The sequence below is a fragment of the Kocuria sp. CPCC 205235 genome (assembly GCF_040980905.1).
Classification (GTDB): domain Bacteria; phylum Actinomycetota; class Actinomycetes; order Actinomycetales; family Micrococcaceae; genus Kocuria; species Kocuria carniphila.
The window spans coordinates 165,941-186,470 of sequence record NZ_JAVKPR010000004.1; the positions used below are offsets into that span (position 1 = coordinate 165,941).

Here is a 20,530-nt window from a genome sequence, read left to right on the forward strand (position 1 = left end):
ATCCCTTGGTGTCAACGTGGCTGCAATGCAGTTATTACGGCGTAGGAATTAATCCTGGGGGCGCGCAGCGGACGATCCTATGGAGCCAGAGCCAGAGCCAGAGCCAGAGCGGTAGCCGGATCCGACGGCTGGCGTAGCCTCTGGACGCAATCCCTTCTCCGGCTCCACCTCTGACGGCTCCGGAATCACTCCTGGTGCTGGAGAACCGGTGCGTTCCACGTCCAGCGTCAGGGTGTTGAGCATCCGCTCGGCGTCCTTGACCATGGACTCGATGCCGCGGTCCACACCGCGCACAAGCCACTCGGCCAGAGCGAACTCCGCGGCCAGATGGGCCCGGCGCAACAGGTGCCGGTCGGGTGGTTGCACGGCCGCGACCGAGTACGCCTCAAGTACCGTGTCCGCGAACTCCGAATTCGCCATGCCCACGAGCCACGCGAAATCTACGGCGGGGTCACCCACGTGCAGGTCGCTCCAGCCGGTCAGGGCTCCCAGGGCACCTTCGTGCACGATCACGTTGTCTTCATGGAGGTCACCGTGAACCACGCGGGTCGAGAACCGCCACAGTGTGGTGTCCTCGAGCGCATGTTCCCAACGGCGCAACAGCTGACCGGGAATCCGTCCGGTAGTCGCAGCCCGGTCCAGGTCGTGCAGCATGCGGCTGCGGCACTGCTCGGCACTGTAGGCGGGCAGGTCGGCGTCCATGACCAGCGCCCGGGGCAGGGAATGAATGGCGGCCAGTGACCTGCCGACCTGAACCGCCAGGGGGGCGCGCGGTTCAGCACTGGGAGCGGGAGCCCGTGACGGCGCGACAGGATTCTCGTTCTGCCGGGACATCTCAGCCAGTGTGAGCGTGGTCCCGGGCAGGTGTGAGTACACGAATGTGCGCAGCCCGGATTGCTCGACCGAACCCACCACGCTGGGCAAATGGAACGGCAGGTGGGCACGCACCGACGGCGTGAAGGCCCCCAGAACCAGGTGCTCGGTTTCGAGCCGCATACTGGCCTCGGCATTGAGCGGGCTGCGAACACGCCACCGCTTGTTCTGCGTGTCTTTGACCACGCACGATCGGAAATCAGAGTTGTCATCGGGAGAAGGACCGGTCGCCACCGGGGCGATACTTGGCACGGCGGCGGCGGCGATGGCTGCGAGCAATTCGGGGGTCGTTCTCACCACATCCACACTACCGGGAGTGCGCTGAGCACGGGCCCAACGGTTACCCACAGCCCCCTGCGACCTACCGGGGGACGCGGACTACAGTGGACGGGTGACTTCTTCCGACCCCATCACCTGGACGCATGACCGCTCCGTGCCCGGACTGAACCCTGCGGACCTGCCGTTCGCGGCGTCGTCGTTCGACCGCGACGCCGTGGACCGCGAGCAACACGACCTGCGGGCCGCAGCGGCCACGGACCCGGCTGCGCGCGTGCTCGTCATGGTGGGCGGCGACGCGCCCGTGCGTGACGGGCGTCTGGTACTCGAGGACTACGACGCCGCCCCGGCCGCGAGCGATGACCCGGCCCACCCGGACGTGTACCTGGGCAGACTGCGCGGGGACGGGGCACCCGTGGTGCTGCGCAGCTTCCCGGCGGGCACAGACCTTCCCGGCCAGGACGATGTTGTGCGGGCCGGTTTGCGCGTGCTCGGCACCGAACTTGAGCCGGAAGAAACGTCGCTCCTGGTCACCGCGCAGTCGGTGGCGCTGTGGCACCGTGACCACCCGCGGTGCCCGCGCTGCGGCACGGTGACCGAGGTGATCCGGTCCGGCTGGGCGCGCGAATGCCCCGAGGACCAGTCCCTGCATTTTCCTCGCACGGACCCCGCGGTGATTGTGGCGATCACGGATGGCAACGAGGATCCGGAGCAGGAACGTATTCTGCTGGGTCGATCGTCGCTGTGGGCCAGCAACCGGTTCTCCACGCTGGCCGGATTCGTGGAACCTGGTGAATCCGCCGAACAAGCGGTGGTGCGCGAGATCTTCGAGGAGGCGGGCATTGTGGTGGGCTCGGTGCACTACCAGGGCTCGCAGCCATGGCCGTTCCCGCGCTCCCTCATGTTGGGGTTCCGCGCCGTTGCCCAAACTATCGACTTCACCCCGGACGGTCAGGAGATTTTGGACCTGCGCTGGTTCACCCGGGCGGAGTTGAAGGCTGCGGCGATCGAGCAGTCCATCGTGTTGCCCGGCCGAATTTCCATTGCTCACGCCCTGATCGTGAGCTGGCTGGGCGAACCGCTACCGGAAGGCAACTGAGCCATTGGCGAGTGACGCATCGGCCGAAGAACGAATCCTGGGCGGGTTGGATCCCGAACAGCGCGTGGTGGCGACCACTCTGCAGGGTCCGGTGTGCGTGCGGGCCGGAGCAGGGACGGGTAAGACCCGCGCCATCACCCACCGCATTGCGTGGGGCATCGCCTCAGGCGTGTACACGCCGCAGAAAACCCTGGCGCTCACGTTCACTGCGCGGGCGGCCAACGAGATGCGGCAGCGGTTGCGGCAACTGGGCGCCCCCGGAGTTCAGGCACGGACCTTCCACTCCGCCGCACTGCGGCAACTGCAGTACTTCTGGCCGCAGGCCGTGGGCGGGCCCCCGCCCGGCCTGGTTAATCACAAGGCCCGGTTGTTGACCGAGGCCGCCCAATCCATGCGTCTCACCACCGACCGGGCGACGGTGCGCGACGTGGCAGGGGAGATCGAGTGGGCCAAGGTCTCCATGCTCACCCCTGACACTTATGCCGCCGCGGCCGAGAAGCGCAGCATGCCCATGGGCTACGACGTGCGCACCATGCAGCGTCTCTACCAGTCCTACGAGGACCTCAAGGCGGACCGCCACCTGATCGACTTCGAGGACGTCCTGCTCATCACAGTGGGCATCCTGGAGGAGGACGAGCGGATTGCCGCGGCCGTCCACGCGCAGTACCGCCAGTTCGTGGTGGATGAGTACCAGGACGTTTCGCCCTTGCAACAGCGATTGCTCGACGCGTGGCTCGGACAGCGCGACGACGTGTGCGTGGTGGGGGACGCCTCCCAGACGATCTATTCGTTCACCGGCGCCACCTCCCGGCACTTGCTGGAGTTCCCGTCCCGTCATCCGAATGCTCGCGTGGTCGAACTGATCCGCGACTACCGATCGACTCCGCAGGTGGTCAACACCGCCAACCAGTTGCTCGCCGCTCGCCGCCCCGCTGCCGGTTCAACCCCCGGAACCTGGGCGACGCCGCTGCAGCTCATCTCCCAGCGCCCGGCCGGCCCAGAACCGTCCTGGAACGAATACCCGGACGACGAGGCCGAGGCCGCCGGAGTGGCCACGCGCATCCAGGACCTTATCGACGACGGCGTTCCCGCCCGAGAGATCGCCGTCCTGTTCCGCACCAACGGACAATCCCAAGCCTTCGAGGCCGCTCTCGCAGACGCCAACATCGGTTTCCAACTGCGCGGCACCGAGCGGTTCTTCAACCGCCCCGAGATCCGGCAGGCACTCGTGCAGATCCGTTCTGCGGCCAAGACCTTGGGGGATGAGCCCGTGCGGGTTCCGCAGCAGGTCAGGGACATGCTCAGTTCCCTGGGATACTCGGCGCGGGCGCCCCGTTCAGACAGTGCCACCCGTGCCCGGTGGGAGTCGCTGTCCGCGTTGGTGTCCCTGGCTGATTCCATGGCTCACCGGGCCGCCGAGGAGGACGAGGAATTCACCCTCCAGGAGTTCTCGGACGAACTGGAACGGCGGGCCAAGGCCCAGGAGGCACCCGTGATGGACGGCGTGACGCTGGCCTCGATGCACTCGGCCAAGGGCCTGGAATGGGACGCCGTGTTCCTGGCAGGACTGTCCGAGGGGCTCATGCCCATCTCCTTCGCAGACACCGCGGACGGTGTGGACGAAGAACGGCGGCTGCTCTACGTGGGCATTACCCGCGCCCGTGAGCATCTGGTGTTGTCCTGGTCACTGTCGCGCACTCCGGGAGGACGACCCACCCGGTCGCGCTCGCGATTCCTGGACGCGATCCTGCCGGCGGCGGCATCGAACGTGGCTCAGCGGCACGTTCGCACGCGCCGCTGAGGCGGAGTTTCAGCCATCCAACGCACACAGGCAGTCCGCTCGCGGTGTCAACGTCGACCGATGCAGACCGTAGCGAAGCGTGATCGTTCCCGGAGATTCGGCATCCCAAGTGTTCTGCACATTAGTGTTCTGCGGATTGAGTGACTGTCCCAGCAAGTCGACGGCGATCCCGGACGCGGTGATGACGCGAGTCAACGTGGTCAGTGCGAGGGAATGCGCGGTGGCCACGGCGTCAGGATCCAGCGGCGGTTGATCCCGCAACACCTTTCGAGCATCTCGCACGGCATTGACTATGCACTCCCTGCACGGGCGCCGGTACCAGGGCACCAGTGGCCAGGTCAGTGACACGGATCCGTCCGTGACCACCGTGATCGTGGGGAGATGAGCGTCCGGGGAAGCGGCCAAGTCCACAACGGTGAGGTCCTGGGGAAGCGGTCCCGTCACAGAGGCGCTGCGCAGCATCGCGGCCGAGGGAATGACCGAGGAGCAGAACAGCTCCGGTGCGCTCAACGGAACGCAACGTGGCCACCGGTTACGCAGTAGCTTGCGCAGCGCATACTCCCGCGGGGACCCTTCCAGGGCGGGTGGATACGGTCCCGTGGCAGTGTCCTGCGAGGTCACTGGGCCCGGATCCGTGACGTTGATCAAGCACACCCCCGCATCCGCCAGGAGCAGGGCGGCGGTCGCGGTCACTGGATCCAGACCCGCGATCAGCACGTGCACCTCATCCGGGTGCATCTGAGGGCTGGCAGACCATTGATCGTTCGATTCGGGGGCTTCCCCCGAATTAGTTGATGAAGTGGCGGGTGTAGGCGTCATGAACTGCTCCGAGGTCGGGAACCGGGTGGGTCTCTCAGGCTGTCAACTTACGGTCCGCTACGCAGCAGAAATCCCGTCATCCACAGTTCGAGTGGATACTGCACGGGGTACGCAGTCTTGGCTGGGGCACACGTCGCCCGGGCATCCTGCCGCCAGGCCTGGTCAAGTGGGGAACGGTGCACCGAAACTTGTGCCCGCGATTGGTCACCGACCGCCCCGGAGTGGTGAACTACAGACCATGTCCCCGTTCCGCTCGCCCCGCAACACGCAGCCGCGCCACACCGAGCCGCAGTTACCGTCCGAGATGCCTGAAGTAATCGTGCAGCGCAGCGCGCGCCGGAAGAAGACGGTGAGCGCCCACTTCAGTGGTGAGTCGGTGATCTTGGCCGTTCCCCAGTCGGCCACTCGCCGGGAGGTGGAGCAGTGGAAAACCACGTTGGTTCCCAAGATCGTTGCCAAGCGGGAGCGGGCTCAGCGGAACGCACGGCGGCGCAGCACGGACGACGGGCTCTGGCGCATGGCCCAGGAATTGTCGGCCACCTACCTGGACGGCAAGGCGCGACCCACCGAGGTGAAGTGGTCCTCCCGACAGAACACCCGCTGGGGCTCGGCGACACCCAGCACCGGTGTCATCAGGATCTCCACGCGATTGGCCACCGTGCCGGATTGGGTGTTGGAGACCGTTGTGCTTCACGAACTGGTGCACCTGTTGGAGGCCCACCACAACGATCGCTTCTGGTCGCTGGCGCGCAGGCACCCCAAAGCAAACGACGCCGCCCAGTTCCTGGACGGCGTCGCATGGGCGGATGCCAACCCCCGAGGGGGACCGGCAGCCACGGTTTAGGCCTTGGGCGAGTCCCCGGGTCCCTCCCGCGAGTCATCGCCGGAGTCCGTGGAGTCACCGGAGCCGGTCGAATCTCCCGACTCGTTTGCTTCACCCGAGCCGTCCGACGCGCCGGAATCCGAAGAAGTGGAACCCGAGTCCTTGGAACCAGCAGTGTCGCCGCCCTCAGGGCCCTCGTACCCACCAGACAGCAGCTTGGCCAGTGCGGCGTCCATCTCGTCGTCGCTTGCGGTCAGCAGACCCCGGCGCTGTTCGAAGCCTTCGGGATCGTCAAGGTCTTCATTGGTTGGCAGAAGCTCGGCGGACTCCCAGAGCCCGTCGCGCTCATCGATGCCGCGCTTGCTCTCCACATACTCCCAGAATGCCGCGGCCTCGCGCATGCGGCGCGGGCGCAGTTCAAGACCCACGAGCGAACCGAAGGTGCGCTCGGCGGGACCGCCCTCGGCGCGGCGTCGGGACATCATTTCGGTGAGTGCAGCGGCGGACGGGATATTGCCCGTGGACGCAACCGTCACCCGGGTGACCCAACCCTCGATGAGAGCCAGTACCGTCTCGAGCCGAGCCAGCGTGGCCTCTTGTTCGGGGGTCATCTGCGGGCTGAACACACCGGAAGCCAGGGCGTCCTGAATGCCCGAGGGATCCATGGGATCAAGATCCTGCGCAATGGTCTCGATGCGGTCCATATCGATGTGAATGCCCGCGGCAAAACTGGTGATCAGACCCAGCACGTGATCTCGCAGCCACGGAGCGCCGTGGAAGAGGCGGATGTGCGCGGCCTCGCGGATGGCCAGGTATAGCATCACGTCCGATGCGGGCAGCTCGAGCCCCTCGCTGAACTCGGCAACGTTGGACGGAACAAGGGCCGAGTGGTCCTTGGACAGGGGGAGACCAACGTCCGTGGAGGACACGACCTCGCACGACAAAGCACCCACGGCCTGTCCCAGCTGCATGCCGAACAGCATGGAACCCGCGCCGGAGAGCATTCCGGACAAGTCCGCGCCGCCCATGGCCTGGGACAGCTCCGGTGGCAACTGCTTGGTCATGGCCTCGCTCATCGCTTTGGTCACGGAGGCTGCCACAGGGGTGGTCATTTCCTTCCACGTCTCCGCGGTCGCCTCGATCCATTCGGCACGCGACCACGCCGCGGGCAGGGTATTGGGCTCGGCGAACGCGGTGTTGGGCGTGAGCCACAGCTCCGCAAGCTTCATGGCGTCGTCCACGGCGCCCTTCTGCTTGCTGGTCACCGAGGGATCGCCCTTCTGCGAGGCGACCTGCCGCGCGTGATTGCGCGCCAGCTCCCAGTTGACGGGCTCGTCGGTTCCGCCGGAGCTCATCATCGACTGGATCTGCTGGAACATCATGGACATCGCCTGCGGATTCACGGGCATCCCGCCGGGCATGTTCTCACCCGACATTCCCTGGGATCCGAGCAGGCGTTCGAACATCTCCTGGAACGGATCCTTCGGGTTGTCGCCGTTCTCGTCACGAGGAGGGTTCGAACTCATGGGTACCGCCAATCTGGTGGGGAAAAATGGATTCGGTTAAGCCTATCGGCAGGCCCCCGGGAGTACCACCGGCAGGGCCCTACAGTTCGCTGCCAGCTCATGGACCCGCCCCGGTCCCCAACGATTGCCGACAACATCCGTTGCCGACGCCGCCCACCCGGCCGAGCGGCGTCGGCACCCTGCGTGGTGGTCGCGTCGCGGCGGCGGCGGTTCCCAGGGGAGGCAAGTAGGCTGGGACGGTCCTGACAATGGGTGAGAGGAGCGCGCGTGCCCGCTAGTGGTGGCACCTCGCGGTGGTCGCGATGGCGCAAGAAGCAATCCTTGGAATCGGTCGGTCTGCTGGGCACCGCGGCCCTGCTGATCGCCGGTGTGGTGTTGCCCGCGCCGTTCGTCATTGAATCCTCCGGCCCCACCTTCAACACCGTGGGTCAGTTCGAGGACCACCAACTCGTCAGTATCGAGGGTGCCCAGACCTATCCCAGCGACGGAAAACTGGACCTGACCACGGTGTACGTCAAGGGTGGTCCGGCCGGCCAGGTGAATGCCGTCAACGTGCTCTTGGGGTGGTTCAACCCGACGGACACCGTGCTGCCGCAGGATGCCGTGTACGACCCCACCTTGACCGGTCAGGAAGTCGACGACTCCAACGCCGCTGCGATGCAGACCTCGCAAGAGGACTCGGTTGCGGCCGCCCTGGACTACTTGGACGAGCCGTACAAGACCACGCTCCAGGTGCACGCGAGCATTCCGGACACTCCCGCTGACGGGGTCCTGGAGCCGGGGGACACTCTGCTCGCCATGGACTCGGAGCCCATCTCCGAGCTGGACCAGTTGCGGGACGGCTTGGACGAGGCGGGGGACAAAGGTATCGACTTGACCCTTCAACGCGGTGACGAGACGGTGACCCGCCACTTGGACCTCACCCGCAGTGAGGACACGGGGCGGTGGCAACTGGGTGTGTACCTCACCCCCGAGTACGACTTCCCATTCACCGTTGATTTCGAACTCGAGCAGGTGGGCGGCCCGAGTGCCGGCATGATGTTCGCACTCGGTGTGATCGAAGAACTGACCCCGGGATCCATGGTCGGCTCCGAGCACGTGGCCGGCACCGGAACCATTACACCGCAGGGGGAGGTGGGGCCGATCGGGGGAATCCGCCAAAAACTGGAAGGCTCCGCGGATGCCGGCGCCCGATACTTCCTGGCACCCAGCGGCAACTGCAACGAGGTCAAGGGGTATGTCCCGGACGGTCTGGACGTGATCGAGGTGGAAACCCTCGGCGAGGCCGTCAACGCGGTGGAACAAGCGGCCGTGGGCAACATTTCGAACCTCCCGAGTTGCGGCACTCGATGACACCCCCGGGGAGTGTAATTGCACGTCCCGAGACCACCCCGCAGAATAGTCTTGACCTTTAACAATTGACAGATCACTTTCATCAGCGCAGGAAGCTCAGAGGTAATCAGTGACCGCCGGATCTGCTGCCCCACGTCCATCCAGAACCTCCTCGGGAGGCCGCCAAAAACGCGGAGCACTGATCCCCACGGTGATTGCGGTGGTCGTTCTGATCGCCGCCTTCGTGGGTTTCACGCAGGTCTACACCAACATCCTCTGGTACGACCAGCTGGGATACCTGCGCGTGTTCGTCACGCAGAACATCACCGTGATCAGCTTGTTCATCATCTCCGCGCTGATCGTGGCCGGTCTCATGTTCCTGAGCCTGTGGCTGGCCTACCGGTCACGGCCCAAGACAGGCGCCGCCCAGACCACGGACACCATGCGCAAGTACCAGCAGGCGCTGGATCCCGTGCGCAAGATCGTCATGATCGCGGTCCCGCTGATCTTCGGTCTCTTCGCCGCCTCCACGATCGCCACCCAGTGGCAGACCGTGGCACTGTTCTTCAACCAGGAACCGTTCGGCCAGACCGATCCCCAGTTCAACCTGGACCTGAGTTTCTACGTGTTCACCCTGCCTTTCCTGCGGTTGGCACTGGGCTTCCTGGTGACCGCTTTGCTGCTGGCCGGTGTGGCCGGTCTGCTCATGCACTACGTGTACGGCGGTATCCGTCTCCACGAACGCGGTATCGATTCCACCCGTGCCGCTCGTGTTCAGCTGGGGTCCATTGCTGCAGCCTTCCTGGCGCTGCAGGCCGTGAACTTCTGGCTGGACCGTTACTCGACCCTGACCTCCAATTCGGGTAAGTGGACCGGTGCGCTCTACACGGACGTGGAAGCAGTCATCCCCACCAAGGGCATCTTGGCCATCGCAGCGTTGCTGGTGGCCATTCTCTTTGTGGTGGCCGGTTTCATCGGTCGCTGGAAGCTCCCGCTGATCGGTGCGGCCATGCTGGTGGTCGTGGCCGTTGTGGCCGGTGGCTTGTACCCCTGGGCCATCCAGCGCTTCCAGGTGACCCCGACCGAGCAGGCACTGGAGAACGAATACATCCAGCGCAACATCAACATGACCCGGCAGGCCTACGGCCTGGACGACACCGAGGTCATGCCCTACGACGCCACCACCCAGACCGAGCAGGGTGCGTTGCGCGAGGACACCGAGACAACCTCGAACATCCGTCTGCTGGACCCCAACGTGGTGTCCTCCGCGTTCGCGCAGTTGCAGCAGTTCCGCCCGTACTACCAGTTCCCGGACATGCTCAACGTGGACCGCTACGAGATCGACGGCGAGATTCAGGACACCGTGATCTCCACCCGCGAGCTCAACCCGGATCAGATCGACGGTTGGTACAACCAGGCCGTGGTCTACACCCACGGTTACGGTGTGGTCGCCGCGTACGGTTCCCAGGTTCAGGCGGACGGTAAACCCGAGTTCATGCAGGCCGGCATCCCGTCCACGGGTGAGCTCTCGGACAGCTACGAACCGCGCATCTACTTCGGTGAGAACTCTCCCCAGTACTCGATCGTGGGTGGTTCCGAGGACGACGCGCCACTCGAGCTCGACCGTCCCCAGACCAACGACGACGACGCCGGCGACGCCAAGACCACCTTCGCCGGTAACGGCGGCCCCGGCGTGGGTAACTGGTTCAACCGTTTGTCCTACTCGATCAAGTTCCAGTCCACGGACATGCTGCTTTCGGATGCAGTGCGACCCGAGTCCCAGATCCTCTACGATCGCAACCCGCGTGAGCGCGTGGAGAAGGTAGCCCCGTACCTCACGGTGGATGGCAACCCGTATCCCGCAATCGTGGACGACAAGGTCGTGTGGATCGTGGATGCCTACACCACTGCTACCTCGTACCCCTACTCCACGCCGTCCGTGCTGCAGGATGCCACGCAGGACACCCAGACGGCCCAGGGTGCGGCAGCCACGTTGCCCCCGGAGCGCGTGAACTACATCCGCAACTCGGTCAAGGCCACCGTGAATGCGTACGACGGTTCCGTGGAGCTGTACGCGTGGGACGATCAGGACCCCGTCCTGAAGTCCTGGCAGAAGGTGTTCCCGGAAACCATCAAGCCGTACTCGGAGATGTCTGCGGACCTCATGGCCCACGTGCGTTACCCGGAGGACATGTTCAAGGTTCAGCGTGAGCTGCTCAACCGCTACCACGTGACCGAGGCGAACAGCTTCTACGCGTCCGACGACGTGTGGTCGGTCCCCAACGACCCGACCCAGCAGAACCGCGACGTCGCTCAGCCGCCGTACTACCTGTCCATGCGCATGCCGGGCGAGGACAAGGCCAACTTCTCGTTGACCACCTCGTTCATTCCGCAGCAGAACGAATCGGGTAACACTCGAAACGTGATGTACGGCTACCTCTCGGCCAACGCGGATGCGGGTACCGGTGAAGCCGGTGTGAAGTCCGAGGACTACGGCAAGCTGCGTCTGCTCGAGCTGCCGCGTTCCTCCGTGGTGCCCGGACCGGGCCAGGCGCAGAACGTGTTCAACTCTGACACCGACGTGTCCACGGAGCTGAACCTGCTGCGTCAGGGTGCCTCGGAGGTCATCAACGGCAACTTGCTGACGCTGCCCGCCGGTGGCGGCATGCTCTACGTGCAGCCGGTCTACGTGCAGTCCTCCGGCGACGCCGCTTACCCGACGCTGCGTCGTGTACTGGTCGGTTTCGGTGAGAACGTGGGCTTCGCACCCACCCTGGACGAAGCTCTCGATGAGGTCTTCGGCGGCGACTCCGGTGCCACGACCGCCAACGGTGCGGGCGTGAGCGAAGCCGAGGCCCGCGAGGCCCAGGGCGATGGCGCCGAGGGTGGTGCAACGGGCAACGAGCAGGACGGCGCGTCCGCCAGCCCGTCGCCGTCGCCGTCGGGTTCCGCACCCGCCCCGGCACCTCGATCGACGTCTCTGCAGCAGGCCCTGGACAACGCGAACCAGGCCATGCAGGATGCCGATCAGGCTCGCCGCGATGGCAACTGGGCCGAATACGGTGAGGCTCAGGAACGCCTGCAGCAGTCGCTCAACGAGGCGATGGAGCAGGATGGCGCCACGGAGTAATCTCGCTCACGTGAGCACCTGACTCCGCAACGATCGAGGGCGGTTAACCACACGGTTGGCCGCCCTCGGTTATTGCCGGAACCCGGCTTCACCTGGGCCGATACTCGTGTCGGTGCGGGACTTCGATAGTCAGGCGAGGGCGGAACCCCGCGTTCACCCCGTGGACACCGTCGATTTGCACGGGGTGGACGAGGCACGTATAGTTTTATTCATCGCCGCGGGGTGGAGCAGTTCGGTAGCTCGCTGGGCTCATAACCCAGAGGTCGCAAGTTCAAATCTTGCCCCCGCAACTCGATAGAGATCCCCGGTCAGTACAGCTGGCCGGGGATTTTTCCATGCCCGGGATGGCGGTCCACGTTTCTCCTTGGAACTCTCACCTCATTCCTGCGCGCTTGGGGCGGTTGGAACCTTGGATCACACCTCAGGTGTCGCAGGCACCCTTTCGCCGCTGCAAAAAGGTTCTACCGGCACACCAGCCGTATCGGAGGGTTCTAGCAACCCATGGCGTGAGCACAACCGAGCAGCCACGGGGGGCGCATGCAACCACCAGGGTCATGACGCACCCTCGAGAGCGCGTCACCCGGGCACCTCCACTCGAGCGCCTTTACGGGAGCATGAGAACGGCCCCGCACCGAAGTGCGGGGCCGTTGCAGGTGACGGTGCGCTAGCGGCGGCGTCGTCGGCGGGAGGTGCCGAAGATGGAGCGGGTAATTTCCCGCCCCAGTGCCGTGCCGGCCGAGCGCATCATGGAGCGCACCGCGGGGTTGTCCATGACGGAACCCAGGAAGCCACCGTCGTTCTTGTCGGAGCCGCGGGACTCGCTCGGGGCCTCACGGGGAGCGTCCTGACGGGGGAGCGCATCGGGCAGGCCTTGTGGCCGGCCTTCGGAACCGGTCTGATCAGCCGGTGCCTGCTCCACCGCAGGTTCCATGCGGGCCCGCAACAGCTCATAGGCGGACTCGCGATCCACCGCCTCTGCGTACTTGGCGTTGAGCGGTGACGCCGAGATGACCCCGTCCACCGTGGCCGCGGAAGCCGGGGACATCAACGACTGCGGTGCCCGCATGCGGGTCCACGCAACCGGAGTGGGTGCACCGTTCTCGGACAGCACCGTGACCACGGCCTCGCCGGTGCCGAGCCGGGTCAGCAACTCTTCCAGGTCGTACGAGCTCTTGGGGTAGGTGCGGGCCGCGGCCTTGAGAGCCTTGGCATCGTCCGGGGTGAACGCGCGCAGAGCGTGCTGCACTCGGTTGCCCAGCTGAGCCAGCACACCGGCCGGAACGTCCTTGGGGGACTGGGTCACAAAGAAAATGCCCACACCCTTGGAACGAATCAACCGCACGGTCTGCTCGATCGAGTCCAAGAACTCCTTGGAGGCGTCGTTGAAGAGCAGGTGTGCCTCATCGAAGAAGAACACCAGCTTGGGCTTGTCCGCGTCACCGACCTCGGGCAAGTCCTGGAACAGATCCGCGAGCAACCACATGAGAAAAGTGGAGAACAGCTGCGGCCGGTCCTGGACGTCCGCCAGTTCCAGGCACGAGATGATGCCCCGACCGTCCTGGGCGGTGCGCAGCAGCTCGGACGTGTCGAACTCGGGTTCACCGAAGAAGACGTCCGCGCCCTGATTGGCGAACGTGGTCAGCTCACGCAGGATCACTCCCGCGGTTTGCTTGGACAGCCCGCCAATGGCCTTCAGCTCGTCCTTGCCCTCGTCGGAGGTCAGGAACATGATCACTTCGCGCAGGTCCTTGAGGTCCAGCAGGGCCAGACCGTGGGAGTCCGCGTAATGGAAGACCAGTCCCAATGAGGATTCCTGCGTGGCGTTGAGGCCGAGCACCTTGGACAGCAACGTGGGTCCGAAGGACGTGACCGTGGCCCGAATCGGAACGCCCTTACCCTGGCCGCCCAGGGACAAGAACTCCACCGGATTGGCCGCGGGAGTCCAGTCCTGACCAACGGACGCGGCGCGTTCTGCAACCTTGGGATTGTCCGCGCCCGGCTCGGCCAGACCGCTCAGGTCACCCTTGATGTCCGCGAGGAACACCGGGACGCTCTGGGCCGAGAGCTGCTCGGCCATGGCCTGCAGCGTCTTGGTCTTGCCGGTACCGGTGGCGCCGGCCACCAGACCGTGCCGGTTGAGGGTGGCCAGCGGCACCCGGACGGGAGCGTCGGCATGGGCCGACTCCCCGTCCAGGGCCGCGCCGAGCTCCAGGGCAGCGGCGTCGAACGTGTAACCGGAACGGATGACGTCGAGCTGTGCCACGGCTCCGGGGAGTGCCTGACCCGCCACTTAGATCTCCTCTGAGGAAACGATCTTCTCGCCGTCCTTGTTGCCCTGACCTGCCTTGAGTGCTGCCAAGCGAGCTTCGATCTCGGTCTGCTGGCCCATGTCCTCAAGGGCCTCGAACTGGCGATCCAGGGACGAATCGGCGAGTTCCTGCTGGCCGGCCACGCGGGCTTCTTCGCGGCGGATCTTGTCCTCGAAACGGGAGACCTCGCTCGTGGGATCCATGATGTCGAACGACTTCAAGGAGTCCTGAACCTGCGACTGGGCCTGCACGGTCTTCTGACGGGCGTTGAGTTCGTCACGCTTGGCAGAGAGCTCCTGCAGCTTGCCGCGCATGGTGTTCAGGCCGTTCTTGAGCTTGTCCACCACCTCGGTCTGCGAAGCGATCTGCGGCTCGGCGGCCTTGGCCTCGGTTTCCGACTGGATCTGGCGCTGCAGGGCGACCTTGGCCAGGTTGTCGAACTTCTCGGCCTCGCCGGCCCTACCGGACGAACGGAACTCTTCCGCCTTGTTGGACGCGGCCAGAGCCTTGGAGCCCCATTGCTGGGCTTCCTGGAGGTCCTCGGCGTGATCCTTCTCCAACAGTCGCAGGTTGCCGATGGTCTGGGCCACGGCTGCCTCGGCCTCGCGGATGTTCTCGGTGTAGTCGCGCACCATTTGATCCAGCATTTTCTGCGGATCCTCGGCGGAATCGATCAAGGAATTGATATTGGCCTTGGCCAACTGGGCAATGCGCCCGAAGATGGACTGCTTCATCATGGTGTTCTCCCTTGTTGTTGAGACATTCTCTGATCTGGCCGTTCTGCTTCAGCGTGCAGGACAGCGGGTGGTCTGCGGAACAGTTACCGGGCGGAATTCTCGGACAGCTAACACGCGGGGCTAGAAATTGCCGCCGATGTCGAAGCCGCCTCCGCCACCGCCGCCGAAGCCACCCCCGAAGCCGCCGCCCATGCTGCCGCCGCCAAAACCACCGCCGCCGAAGCCGCCCCCGCCGAGCATCCCGCCCAGCAGGATGCCGCCCAACATGGCACCGCCCATTCCGTTGCTGCGCCGTCCCATGCCGCCGTATCCGCCGTAGCCGGCGGGGTAATCGAATTGGTCGACGTCGCTTTGGGCCGCGCGCTGTGCCCCGTCCGCCAGGCGGATCGCCTGGTTCGCCTCATTGAGCGCGCGCACCGGGTCCGAGTTCTGCAGCTGCTGGGCCAGGTCCAGGTGTCGCTCGGCTTCCGAAAGCTGGGTACGGGCTTGCGACCCCACACCGCCGCGGCGCGCCCAGATGTACTCACCGGCAGTGGAGAGGCTCGCTTGAGCGCTCACCAGCGTGTGCGCGAGAGTTTCCCGGGCGGAGCGGGCGCGGTCGTTCTGGGTGCGCACTGCGGCAAGCCCCTTGTCGAGCTCGTCCTTCGCCTCGGCCAAACGGCGAGTGGATCCCAAGGGGTCGTAGCGGCCGGAGGCCATGTTCTGGGTGATGGTGCGCAACACGGATCGCACACCCGCGGCGGCACCGGCCAGTTCGGGACGGGAGCCCTGTTCCACGAGGCCCTCGGCCTCGGCCACGTCACGCTGGGCAATGCTGACCGCGTCCTTCAGTGTTTCCTCGGCGCGGTTGAGGTCCCGCTGAGCGTGTTCCACGGACGTCACGAGACCCTGTGCCTGACCGACCGCTTCTTCGGCGGCGCGGATGTCGAGAACGGCCTCGGAACGGTTGTTGGCGTTGAGCGCGGTGTGCGCTTCCTGGATTGCCGTTTCAGCGAATTCGAGGCGATCACGCGCCTGTTCGCCGTTGTCACGCACGGGGGCGAGAGCGGCGTCGTCGTAGTGGGCGGCCAGCGACACGAGAAGCTTCTCGGCCTCGGCGAGGCGAGGTTGGGTGTTGCGCAGCTCGGTTTCCACCGCCTGCAGCGCCTCCGGAGCGCGGGTTTCGAGCTGGCGCAGATTGGCGAAATTCCGCTCTTGCTCAACCAGGGGAGCGCGGGCCTTCTGCGTGCGGTCGATGATCTCGCCGAGCCACGCACGCTGATCGGCCTCGGTGTCAGGGATGTGATCCTCAAGTTTCTGCTGCAGCTCGAAGGAGGCACGCATGTGCTCCTTGGCTTGCGCCAGGGCAGCCTCGAACGGCTTGGTCTGGTCGTTGCCGTACTGCAACTGCGCGAACTGCAGTTCCTGCTCGGAATGCTGGATCGCGTTGTCCGCCTCGACCAAGCTCGCGCCGGCTCGTTTGCGCAGTTCGGGCAGCGGGACCAGTGGCCGCTGCGGGGGCGCATTGCGCGGCCCACCGGGAGCGTTGCCCTGGCGGGGTTGGTTCCGCCCACGACGTCGCTTGCTCATCAGCGCTGCCACGCCCACGCCGGCCGCGGCAATGCCACCCAGAACGACGACGCTGCCGACCACTCCGCCCGCGCCGTCGACACTGATTCCGCCGAGTTTGCTGTTGATGCCGTCAACGGCGCCCATCGCGGCAGCCTCCCAGTCACTACTGCGCAGGGCGGGGACCACGTTGTTGTTGTAGATGTCCTGCACCTGGGACTGACTCAGGGGGCCGCGGCTGTCTGCGTAGAGGCGGGCCTGTCGTGAGTCGGTGGCCACGGCCAGAACCGCGTCGTTGGTGCCGAAACCGTTCTCCTCCGCGAAATCCCGGACCCAACCGGATGGGTCGGAGGGCTCGGTGAAGCGGTCCACCATGACCACGTACAACGTGATGTTGTGCTCGTTGGCGACCTCGTTGACGCCATTCTGCAGCTGCGATTCGTTGTTGAGCACGTTGGCCGAATCCACGATGCGGGTCCCGGGGTCTACCGGGGCCGGTGGCTCGGCGAACGCGGGCTGGGCCGTGACCCCCAACGCGATGCACGCACCGGCGGTCGCAATGGTTCGACGAAGTGAGCTGTGACGGCTCATGATCCTCATTTCGTTGAGCAACTACCGGGGCGAGAACACAGCCTGCCGGGACAGGCGCGCGGTCTCTTCGCTGAAAGCCTACGCTGCAGCCCTGGGAGCGTCACGTGATCAGAGACCATAGGGATGACATTCAGGCAGTGTTCACAGAGAACCCAGTTCATTCAGCCACGACTCAGTGCCGGGCACCATACTGGGGCTCAGAAAATGCCGGACGTCCACCGGCACACGTTGTGAGGAGCACACATGAACGACCCGCACGAGCCGCGCCCAGGTAGCGACCCTCAGCGTTCCGTACCCCAGTACGGGGAGTACACCGGGGGAGCGGAGCGGACCCCCAATGGCTACCAGAGCCAGCGCGACGGTGCCTGGGAGAACCAGTACACGGAGCCGCTGCCGCGCACGGGCGACTCGCCCCAGGGCCATTACGGATCCGAAGGCCACCAGGGTGGCCAGGATCAGTACGGTGCCCAGCAGTATGAGCCCTACGGAGGGCACGGCGCGGCTAGCGCCCAGGCTCCCGCGCGCAAGAAGTTCTCCGGCGGGGCCATGATCGCAGGCATGCTGCTGGCCGGTCTCGTGGGCGCCGGAGCGGCCGTGGGGACGGACGCCCTCAACGACAACGGCTCGGGCGTCAGCAGCACCGGCAACACCTCACCGGTGATCGTCAACGACACCGAGTCCGTCAACTCGACCACCGCAGCCACCCAGAAGGCTTCTCCGTCCGTGGTGACCATTTCCGCGACCGGGAACAATGAGCAGGGCAGCGGTTCCGGCGTGGTGATCGACGATCAGGGCCACATTGTGACCAACACCCACGTGGTCACCCTGGACGGCACGGCCTCGAACGCGACCATTCAGGTGCAGACCTCGGACGGTTCGGTGCGTTCTGCGGAAATCGTCGGCACGGACCCGCAATCCGATCTGGCCGTGCTCAAGGTGGATCCGCAGGGTCTCACACCGGCCGAGTTCGCGGATTCGAGTCAGCTCAATGTGGGCGACACGGCCATTGCCATTGGCGCGCCGCTGGGCTTGTCCGGAACCGTCACGGACGGCATCGTCTCGACTCTCAACCGCACCATTTCGGTGGCCTCATCTGCGGCTCCCGATACCCCGAGCGAATCCCAGGAGAGCCCGGGCGGCCCGCAGGACTTCTTCTTCAACTTCCCGGACAACGGCCAGTCCGGCTCGCAGCAGGCCCAGTCCTCGGTGTACTTGAACGTGATCCAGACCGACGCCGCCATCAACCCGGGTAACTCGGGCGGACCGTTGATCGATTCGGACGGCAAAGTCATTGGCATCAACGTGGCCATTGCATCCGCCGCCGGGTCCTCGAACACCGCGGCGGGCAGCATTGGCGTGGGTTTCTCCATTCCGTCCAACACGGCCAAACGAGTGGCCCAGGAAATCATCGACAACGGCGAGGCAACCCACGGGTACCTGGGCGCGTCGGTTTCCGCGAATTCGGGATCTTCCAGCGGCGCCTCGGGCCAGTTCTCCAACGGGGCGCTCGTGCGCAGTGTCGAGTCCGGTTCGCCCGCCGACGACGCCGGGTTGCGCGCCGATGACGTGGTCACCGAATTCAACGGCAAGCGCATCGAAGACGCCGACGCGTTGACCGCCACGGTGCGCGAATTGGCCGCCGGCTCCGAAGCCGAGATGACCTACATCCGAAACGGCAACGAAGAAAAGGTCACCGTCACGGTGTCCGACGCCGCCGAGCAGCGCTGATCACACGCCGTCGGGAAAACCCAACTGCCGCCAGGCCTCGTACATCGCGATCGAGGCAGAGTTGGCCAGGTTGAGTGACCGCCTCCCGGGGAGCATCGGGATGCGCACGCGCTCGGTCACGTGCGAGTCGTGCAGCACCTCGTCCGGGAGCCCCGTGGATTCGCGACCGAAGAGCAGGACGTCCCCGTCCCGGTAGCTGACATCCGTGTGCCGCACGTCCGAATGGGATGTGAACGCGAATACCCGCGCCGTGCCGAGCTTCTCCCACGCGTCCTCGATGGAAGGGTGGACGTCCATGACCGCGAGGTCGTGGTAGTCCAACCCCGCTCGGCGAAGGTGTGCGTCACTGAAGTTGAATCCCAGCGGTTCGACCAGGTGCAACCGGGCTCCGGTGCAGGCGGCCAGGCGAATGGCGTTACCGGTGTTGCCCGGGATTTCCGGCGTGTGAAAGAAGATGTGCAGCATAGGGGCGATTCTAAAGGCGCCAACGGCGGCACATGGGATGGTGGTCACGCCGGGCTCCGTGGCCTTTGGAGGTGACCGTCACAGCCAGGATGGCGTAACGGATCTAGAATGACGCGTATGTCCGAACACGTCTACATGGATCACGCCGCCACCACCGACATGCTGCCCGAAGCCCTGGAGGCTTTCACCAAGCAGGTGCGTCGCGGTGGCAATCCGGCGTCCCTGCACTCGGGCGGCCGCTCCGCTCGCATGGCGTTGGAGATCGGGCGTGAACAGGTGGCCCTGGGCATGGGCGCGGAGCCCGTCGAGATCATTCTGACCTCGGGCGGGACCGAAGCGGACAACATGGGCATCCTGGGTCTGTACCGCGCTCGCCGTGCGGCCGATCCCGCGCGCACCGTGGTGGTGCTGAGCCCGGTGGAGCATCACGCGGTCACGGAGACGGCGCAGTGGCTCGAGAAACACGAGGGCGCCCAGCTCGAATGGCTTCCCGTGGACGAAACCGGGCGTGTTGCCCCGGAGTCCTTGCGCGAAACTCTGCAGCGCGTGGCCGATCACGTCGCCCTGGTGACGGTCATGTGGGCCAACAACGAAGTGGGCACCGTCCAGCCGATCGCGGAGATCGGTGAGATCTGTGCGACCTTCGGTGTTCCCCTGCACGTGGACGCGGTTCAGGCCTTCGGCTCCATTCCCGTGGACGCGCACCTGACCGGGATCAGCACACTGGCGGTGTCTGCGCACAAACTCGGCGGCCCGGTGGGCGTGGGTGCGCTCTACGCGCCGCGCACCGTGAAGCTCGAACCCTCCAGCTACGGCGGGGGACAGGAACGCGACGTACGGTCGGGCACCGTCAACGCCGCCGGCGCCGCCGCGTTCGGTGCCGCAGTCGACTCGGTGCTCGCCCATCAGTCCGCCGAGATCACCCGTCTTGCCGGCCTGCGTGACCGTCTCGTGGCGGGGATCCGCCAAGAAGTTCCCGACGCCGTGCTGCGCGGTGCCGCTCCCGCCTCACCCGAGCGCGAGGCCGAGCACCCCACCCGCTTGCCGGGCAACGCCCACTTCACGTTCCCCGGCTGCGAAGGCGATTCCATCCTATTCCTCTTCGACGCCGCAGGGGTGTCCACATCCACGGGATCCGCCTGCAACGCCGGAGTTCCCCGACCCTCGCATGTGCTGCTCGCCATGGGAGTGGACGAGCAGACCGCCCGCGGCGCGCAGCGATTCTCCCTGGGCCATGGCACCACCGAGCAAGACGTGGACACCGTGATTGCCGCGGTGGCCGAGGTCTACACGCGCGCCAGGGCAGCTGGGCTGTCCGGCCATGTACCCACCACGGGCGCGCGCTGACCGCCTGATCCGAACCGCGGTTGAGGCGGAACGGTGACAACCGCGAGAGCGGATCCGCTGACGGTCACGGGGAATAGATGCCCACCGTTGACCGTTGATTAAACGATTTCCACACCTAATTTTTCG

The 20,530-nt window shown here is 65.6% G+C and carries 14 protein-coding genes and 1 tRNA gene; 8 read left to right on the plus strand and 7 right to left on the minus strand.

What is annotated here, in order from left to right:
* Positions 1-48: 48 nt before the first annotated feature.
* Positions 49-1,170, minus strand: a complete 1,122-nt coding sequence (locus RF638_RS04885) for a macrolide 2'-phosphotransferase (RefSeq protein WP_238663048.1) — start codon at positions 1,168-1,170, stop codon at positions 49-51.
* Between the two features lie 94 nt (positions 1,171-1,264).
* On the opposite strand from RF638_RS04885, the gene nudC reads away from it, so the two are divergent.
* A complete protein-coding gene (gene nudC, locus RF638_RS04890; protein WP_095797428.1) occupies positions 1,265-2,248 on the plus strand; it encodes an NAD(+) diphosphatase in 984 nt (327 codons plus the stop codon).
* 4 nt (positions 2,249-2,252) lie between these two features.
* A complete protein-coding gene (locus RF638_RS04895; protein ID WP_095797427.1) occupies positions 2,253-4,049 on the plus strand; it encodes an ATP-dependent helicase in 1,797 nt (598 codons plus the stop codon).
* 9 nt (positions 4,050-4,058) lie between these two features.
* On the opposite strand, the gene RF638_RS04900 is transcribed toward RF638_RS04895, so the two are convergent.
* Positions 4,059-4,868 carry a hypothetical protein gene (locus tag RF638_RS04900; RefSeq protein WP_129699941.1) on the minus strand — a complete coding sequence of 270 codons (810 nt, stop codon included), beginning with the start codon at positions 4,866-4,868 and terminating at the stop codon, positions 4,059-4,061.
* Between the two features lie 304 nt (positions 4,869-5,172).
* Between RF638_RS04900 and RF638_RS04905 the strand changes: the two genes are divergently transcribed.
* Positions 5,173-5,712, plus strand: a complete 540-nt coding sequence (locus tag RF638_RS04905) for a M48 family metallopeptidase (RefSeq protein ID WP_259915998.1) — start codon at positions 5,173-5,175, stop codon at positions 5,710-5,712.
* Here RF638_RS04905 and RF638_RS04910 read toward each other — a convergent pair.
* Positions 5,709-7,217, minus strand: coding sequence for a zinc-dependent metalloprotease (locus RF638_RS04910; protein WP_129699938.1), 1,509 nt, complete (start codon positions 7,215-7,217; stop codon positions 5,709-5,711). The two genes, RF638_RS04905 and RF638_RS04910, sit on opposite strands and share 4 nt — an antisense overlap.
* Positions 7,218-7,484: 267 nt before the next feature.
* On the opposite strand from RF638_RS04910, the gene RF638_RS04915 reads away from it, so the two are divergent.
* From RF638_RS04915 to RF638_RS04925, 3 genes are all read left to right on the plus strand, one after another.
* A complete protein-coding gene (locus tag RF638_RS04915; protein ID WP_368841538.1) occupies positions 7,485-8,570 on the plus strand; it encodes a PDZ domain-containing protein in 1,086 nt (361 codons plus the stop codon).
* A 109-nt stretch (positions 8,571-8,679) separates the two neighbouring features.
* On the plus strand, positions 8,680-11,679 hold the full coding sequence (locus tag RF638_RS04920) for a UPF0182 family protein (RefSeq protein ID WP_129699936.1): 3,000 nt from the start codon (positions 8,680-8,682) through the stop codon (positions 11,677-11,679).
* A 216-nt stretch (positions 11,680-11,895) separates the two neighbouring features.
* Positions 11,896-11,969: transfer RNA gene (locus RF638_RS04925), tRNA-Met, on the plus strand.
* 374 nt (positions 11,970-12,343) lie between these two features.
* On the opposite strand, the gene RF638_RS04930 is transcribed toward RF638_RS04925, so the two are convergent.
* From RF638_RS04930 to RF638_RS04940, 3 genes are all read right to left on the minus strand, one after another.
* Positions 12,344-13,969: a helicase HerA-like domain-containing protein gene (locus RF638_RS04930; protein WP_368841539.1), complete on the minus strand. Its 1,626-nt coding sequence runs from the start codon at positions 13,967-13,969 to the stop codon at positions 12,344-12,346.
* Positions 13,970-14,725: a PspA/IM30 family protein gene (locus tag RF638_RS04935; protein ID WP_095797420.1), complete on the minus strand. Its 756-nt coding sequence runs from the start codon at positions 14,723-14,725 to the stop codon at positions 13,970-13,972. It lies immediately after the preceding gene.
* A gap of 120 nt (positions 14,726-14,845) precedes the next feature.
* On the minus strand, positions 14,846-16,864 hold the full coding sequence (locus RF638_RS04940; RefSeq protein ID WP_095797419.1) for a TPM domain-containing protein: 2,019 nt from the start codon (positions 16,862-16,864) through the stop codon (positions 14,846-14,848).
* 243 nt (positions 16,865-17,107) lie between these two features.
* On the opposite strand from RF638_RS04940, the gene RF638_RS04945 reads away from it, so the two are divergent.
* Entirely contained in the window at positions 17,108-18,592 is a 1,485-nt protein-coding gene (locus tag RF638_RS04945) for a S1C family serine protease (RefSeq protein WP_095797418.1), read from the plus strand.
* Here RF638_RS04945 and RF638_RS04950 read toward each other — a convergent pair whose 3' ends face one another.
* The gene (locus RF638_RS04950) at positions 18,593-19,057 is read right to left on the minus strand and encodes a tRNA (cytidine(34)-2'-O)-methyltransferase (protein WP_368841540.1); all 465 of its coding nucleotides are present in this window, start codon (positions 19,055-19,057) and stop codon (positions 18,593-18,595) included.
* 117 nt (positions 19,058-19,174) lie between these two features.
* On the opposite strand from RF638_RS04950, the gene RF638_RS04955 reads away from it, so the two are divergent.
* On the plus strand, positions 19,175-20,404 hold the full coding sequence (locus tag RF638_RS04955; protein ID WP_095797567.1) for a cysteine desulfurase family protein: 1,230 nt from the start codon (positions 19,175-19,177) through the stop codon (positions 20,402-20,404).
* Positions 20,405-20,530 lie beyond the last annotated feature (126 nt).

Excerpts from the sequence above, each read along its gene's own strand:
- RF638_RS04935 (WP_095797420.1), bottom strand. The coding sequence starts at position 14,725 with ATGATGAAGCAGTCCATCTTCGGGCGCATTGCCCAGTTGGCCAAGGCC.
- RF638_RS04955 (WP_095797567.1), top strand. The coding sequence starts at position 19,175 with ATGTCCGAACACGTCTACATGGATCACGCCGCCACCACCGACATGCTG.
- RF638_RS04905 (WP_259915998.1), top strand. The coding sequence starts at position 5,173 with ATGCCTGAAGTAATCGTGCAGCGCAGCGCGCGCCGGAAGAAGACGGTG.
- RF638_RS04950 (WP_368841540.1), bottom strand. The coding sequence starts at position 19,057 with ATGCTGCACATCTTCTTTCACACGCCGGAAATCCCGGGCAACACCGGT.
- RF638_RS04945 (WP_095797418.1), top strand. The coding sequence starts at position 17,108 with ATGAACGACCCGCACGAGCCGCGCCCAGGTAGCGACCCTCAGCGTTCC.
- RF638_RS04900 (WP_129699941.1), bottom strand. The coding sequence starts at position 4,868 with ATGACGCCTACACCCGCCACTTCATCAACTAATTCGGGGGAAGCCCCC.
- RF638_RS04910 (WP_129699938.1), bottom strand. The coding sequence starts at position 7,217 with ATGAGTTCGAACCCTCCTCGTGACGAGAACGGCGACAACCCGAAGGAT.
- RF638_RS04940 (WP_095797419.1), bottom strand. The coding sequence starts at position 16,864 with ATGAGCCGTCACAGCTCACTTCGTCGAACCATTGCGACCGCCGGTGCG.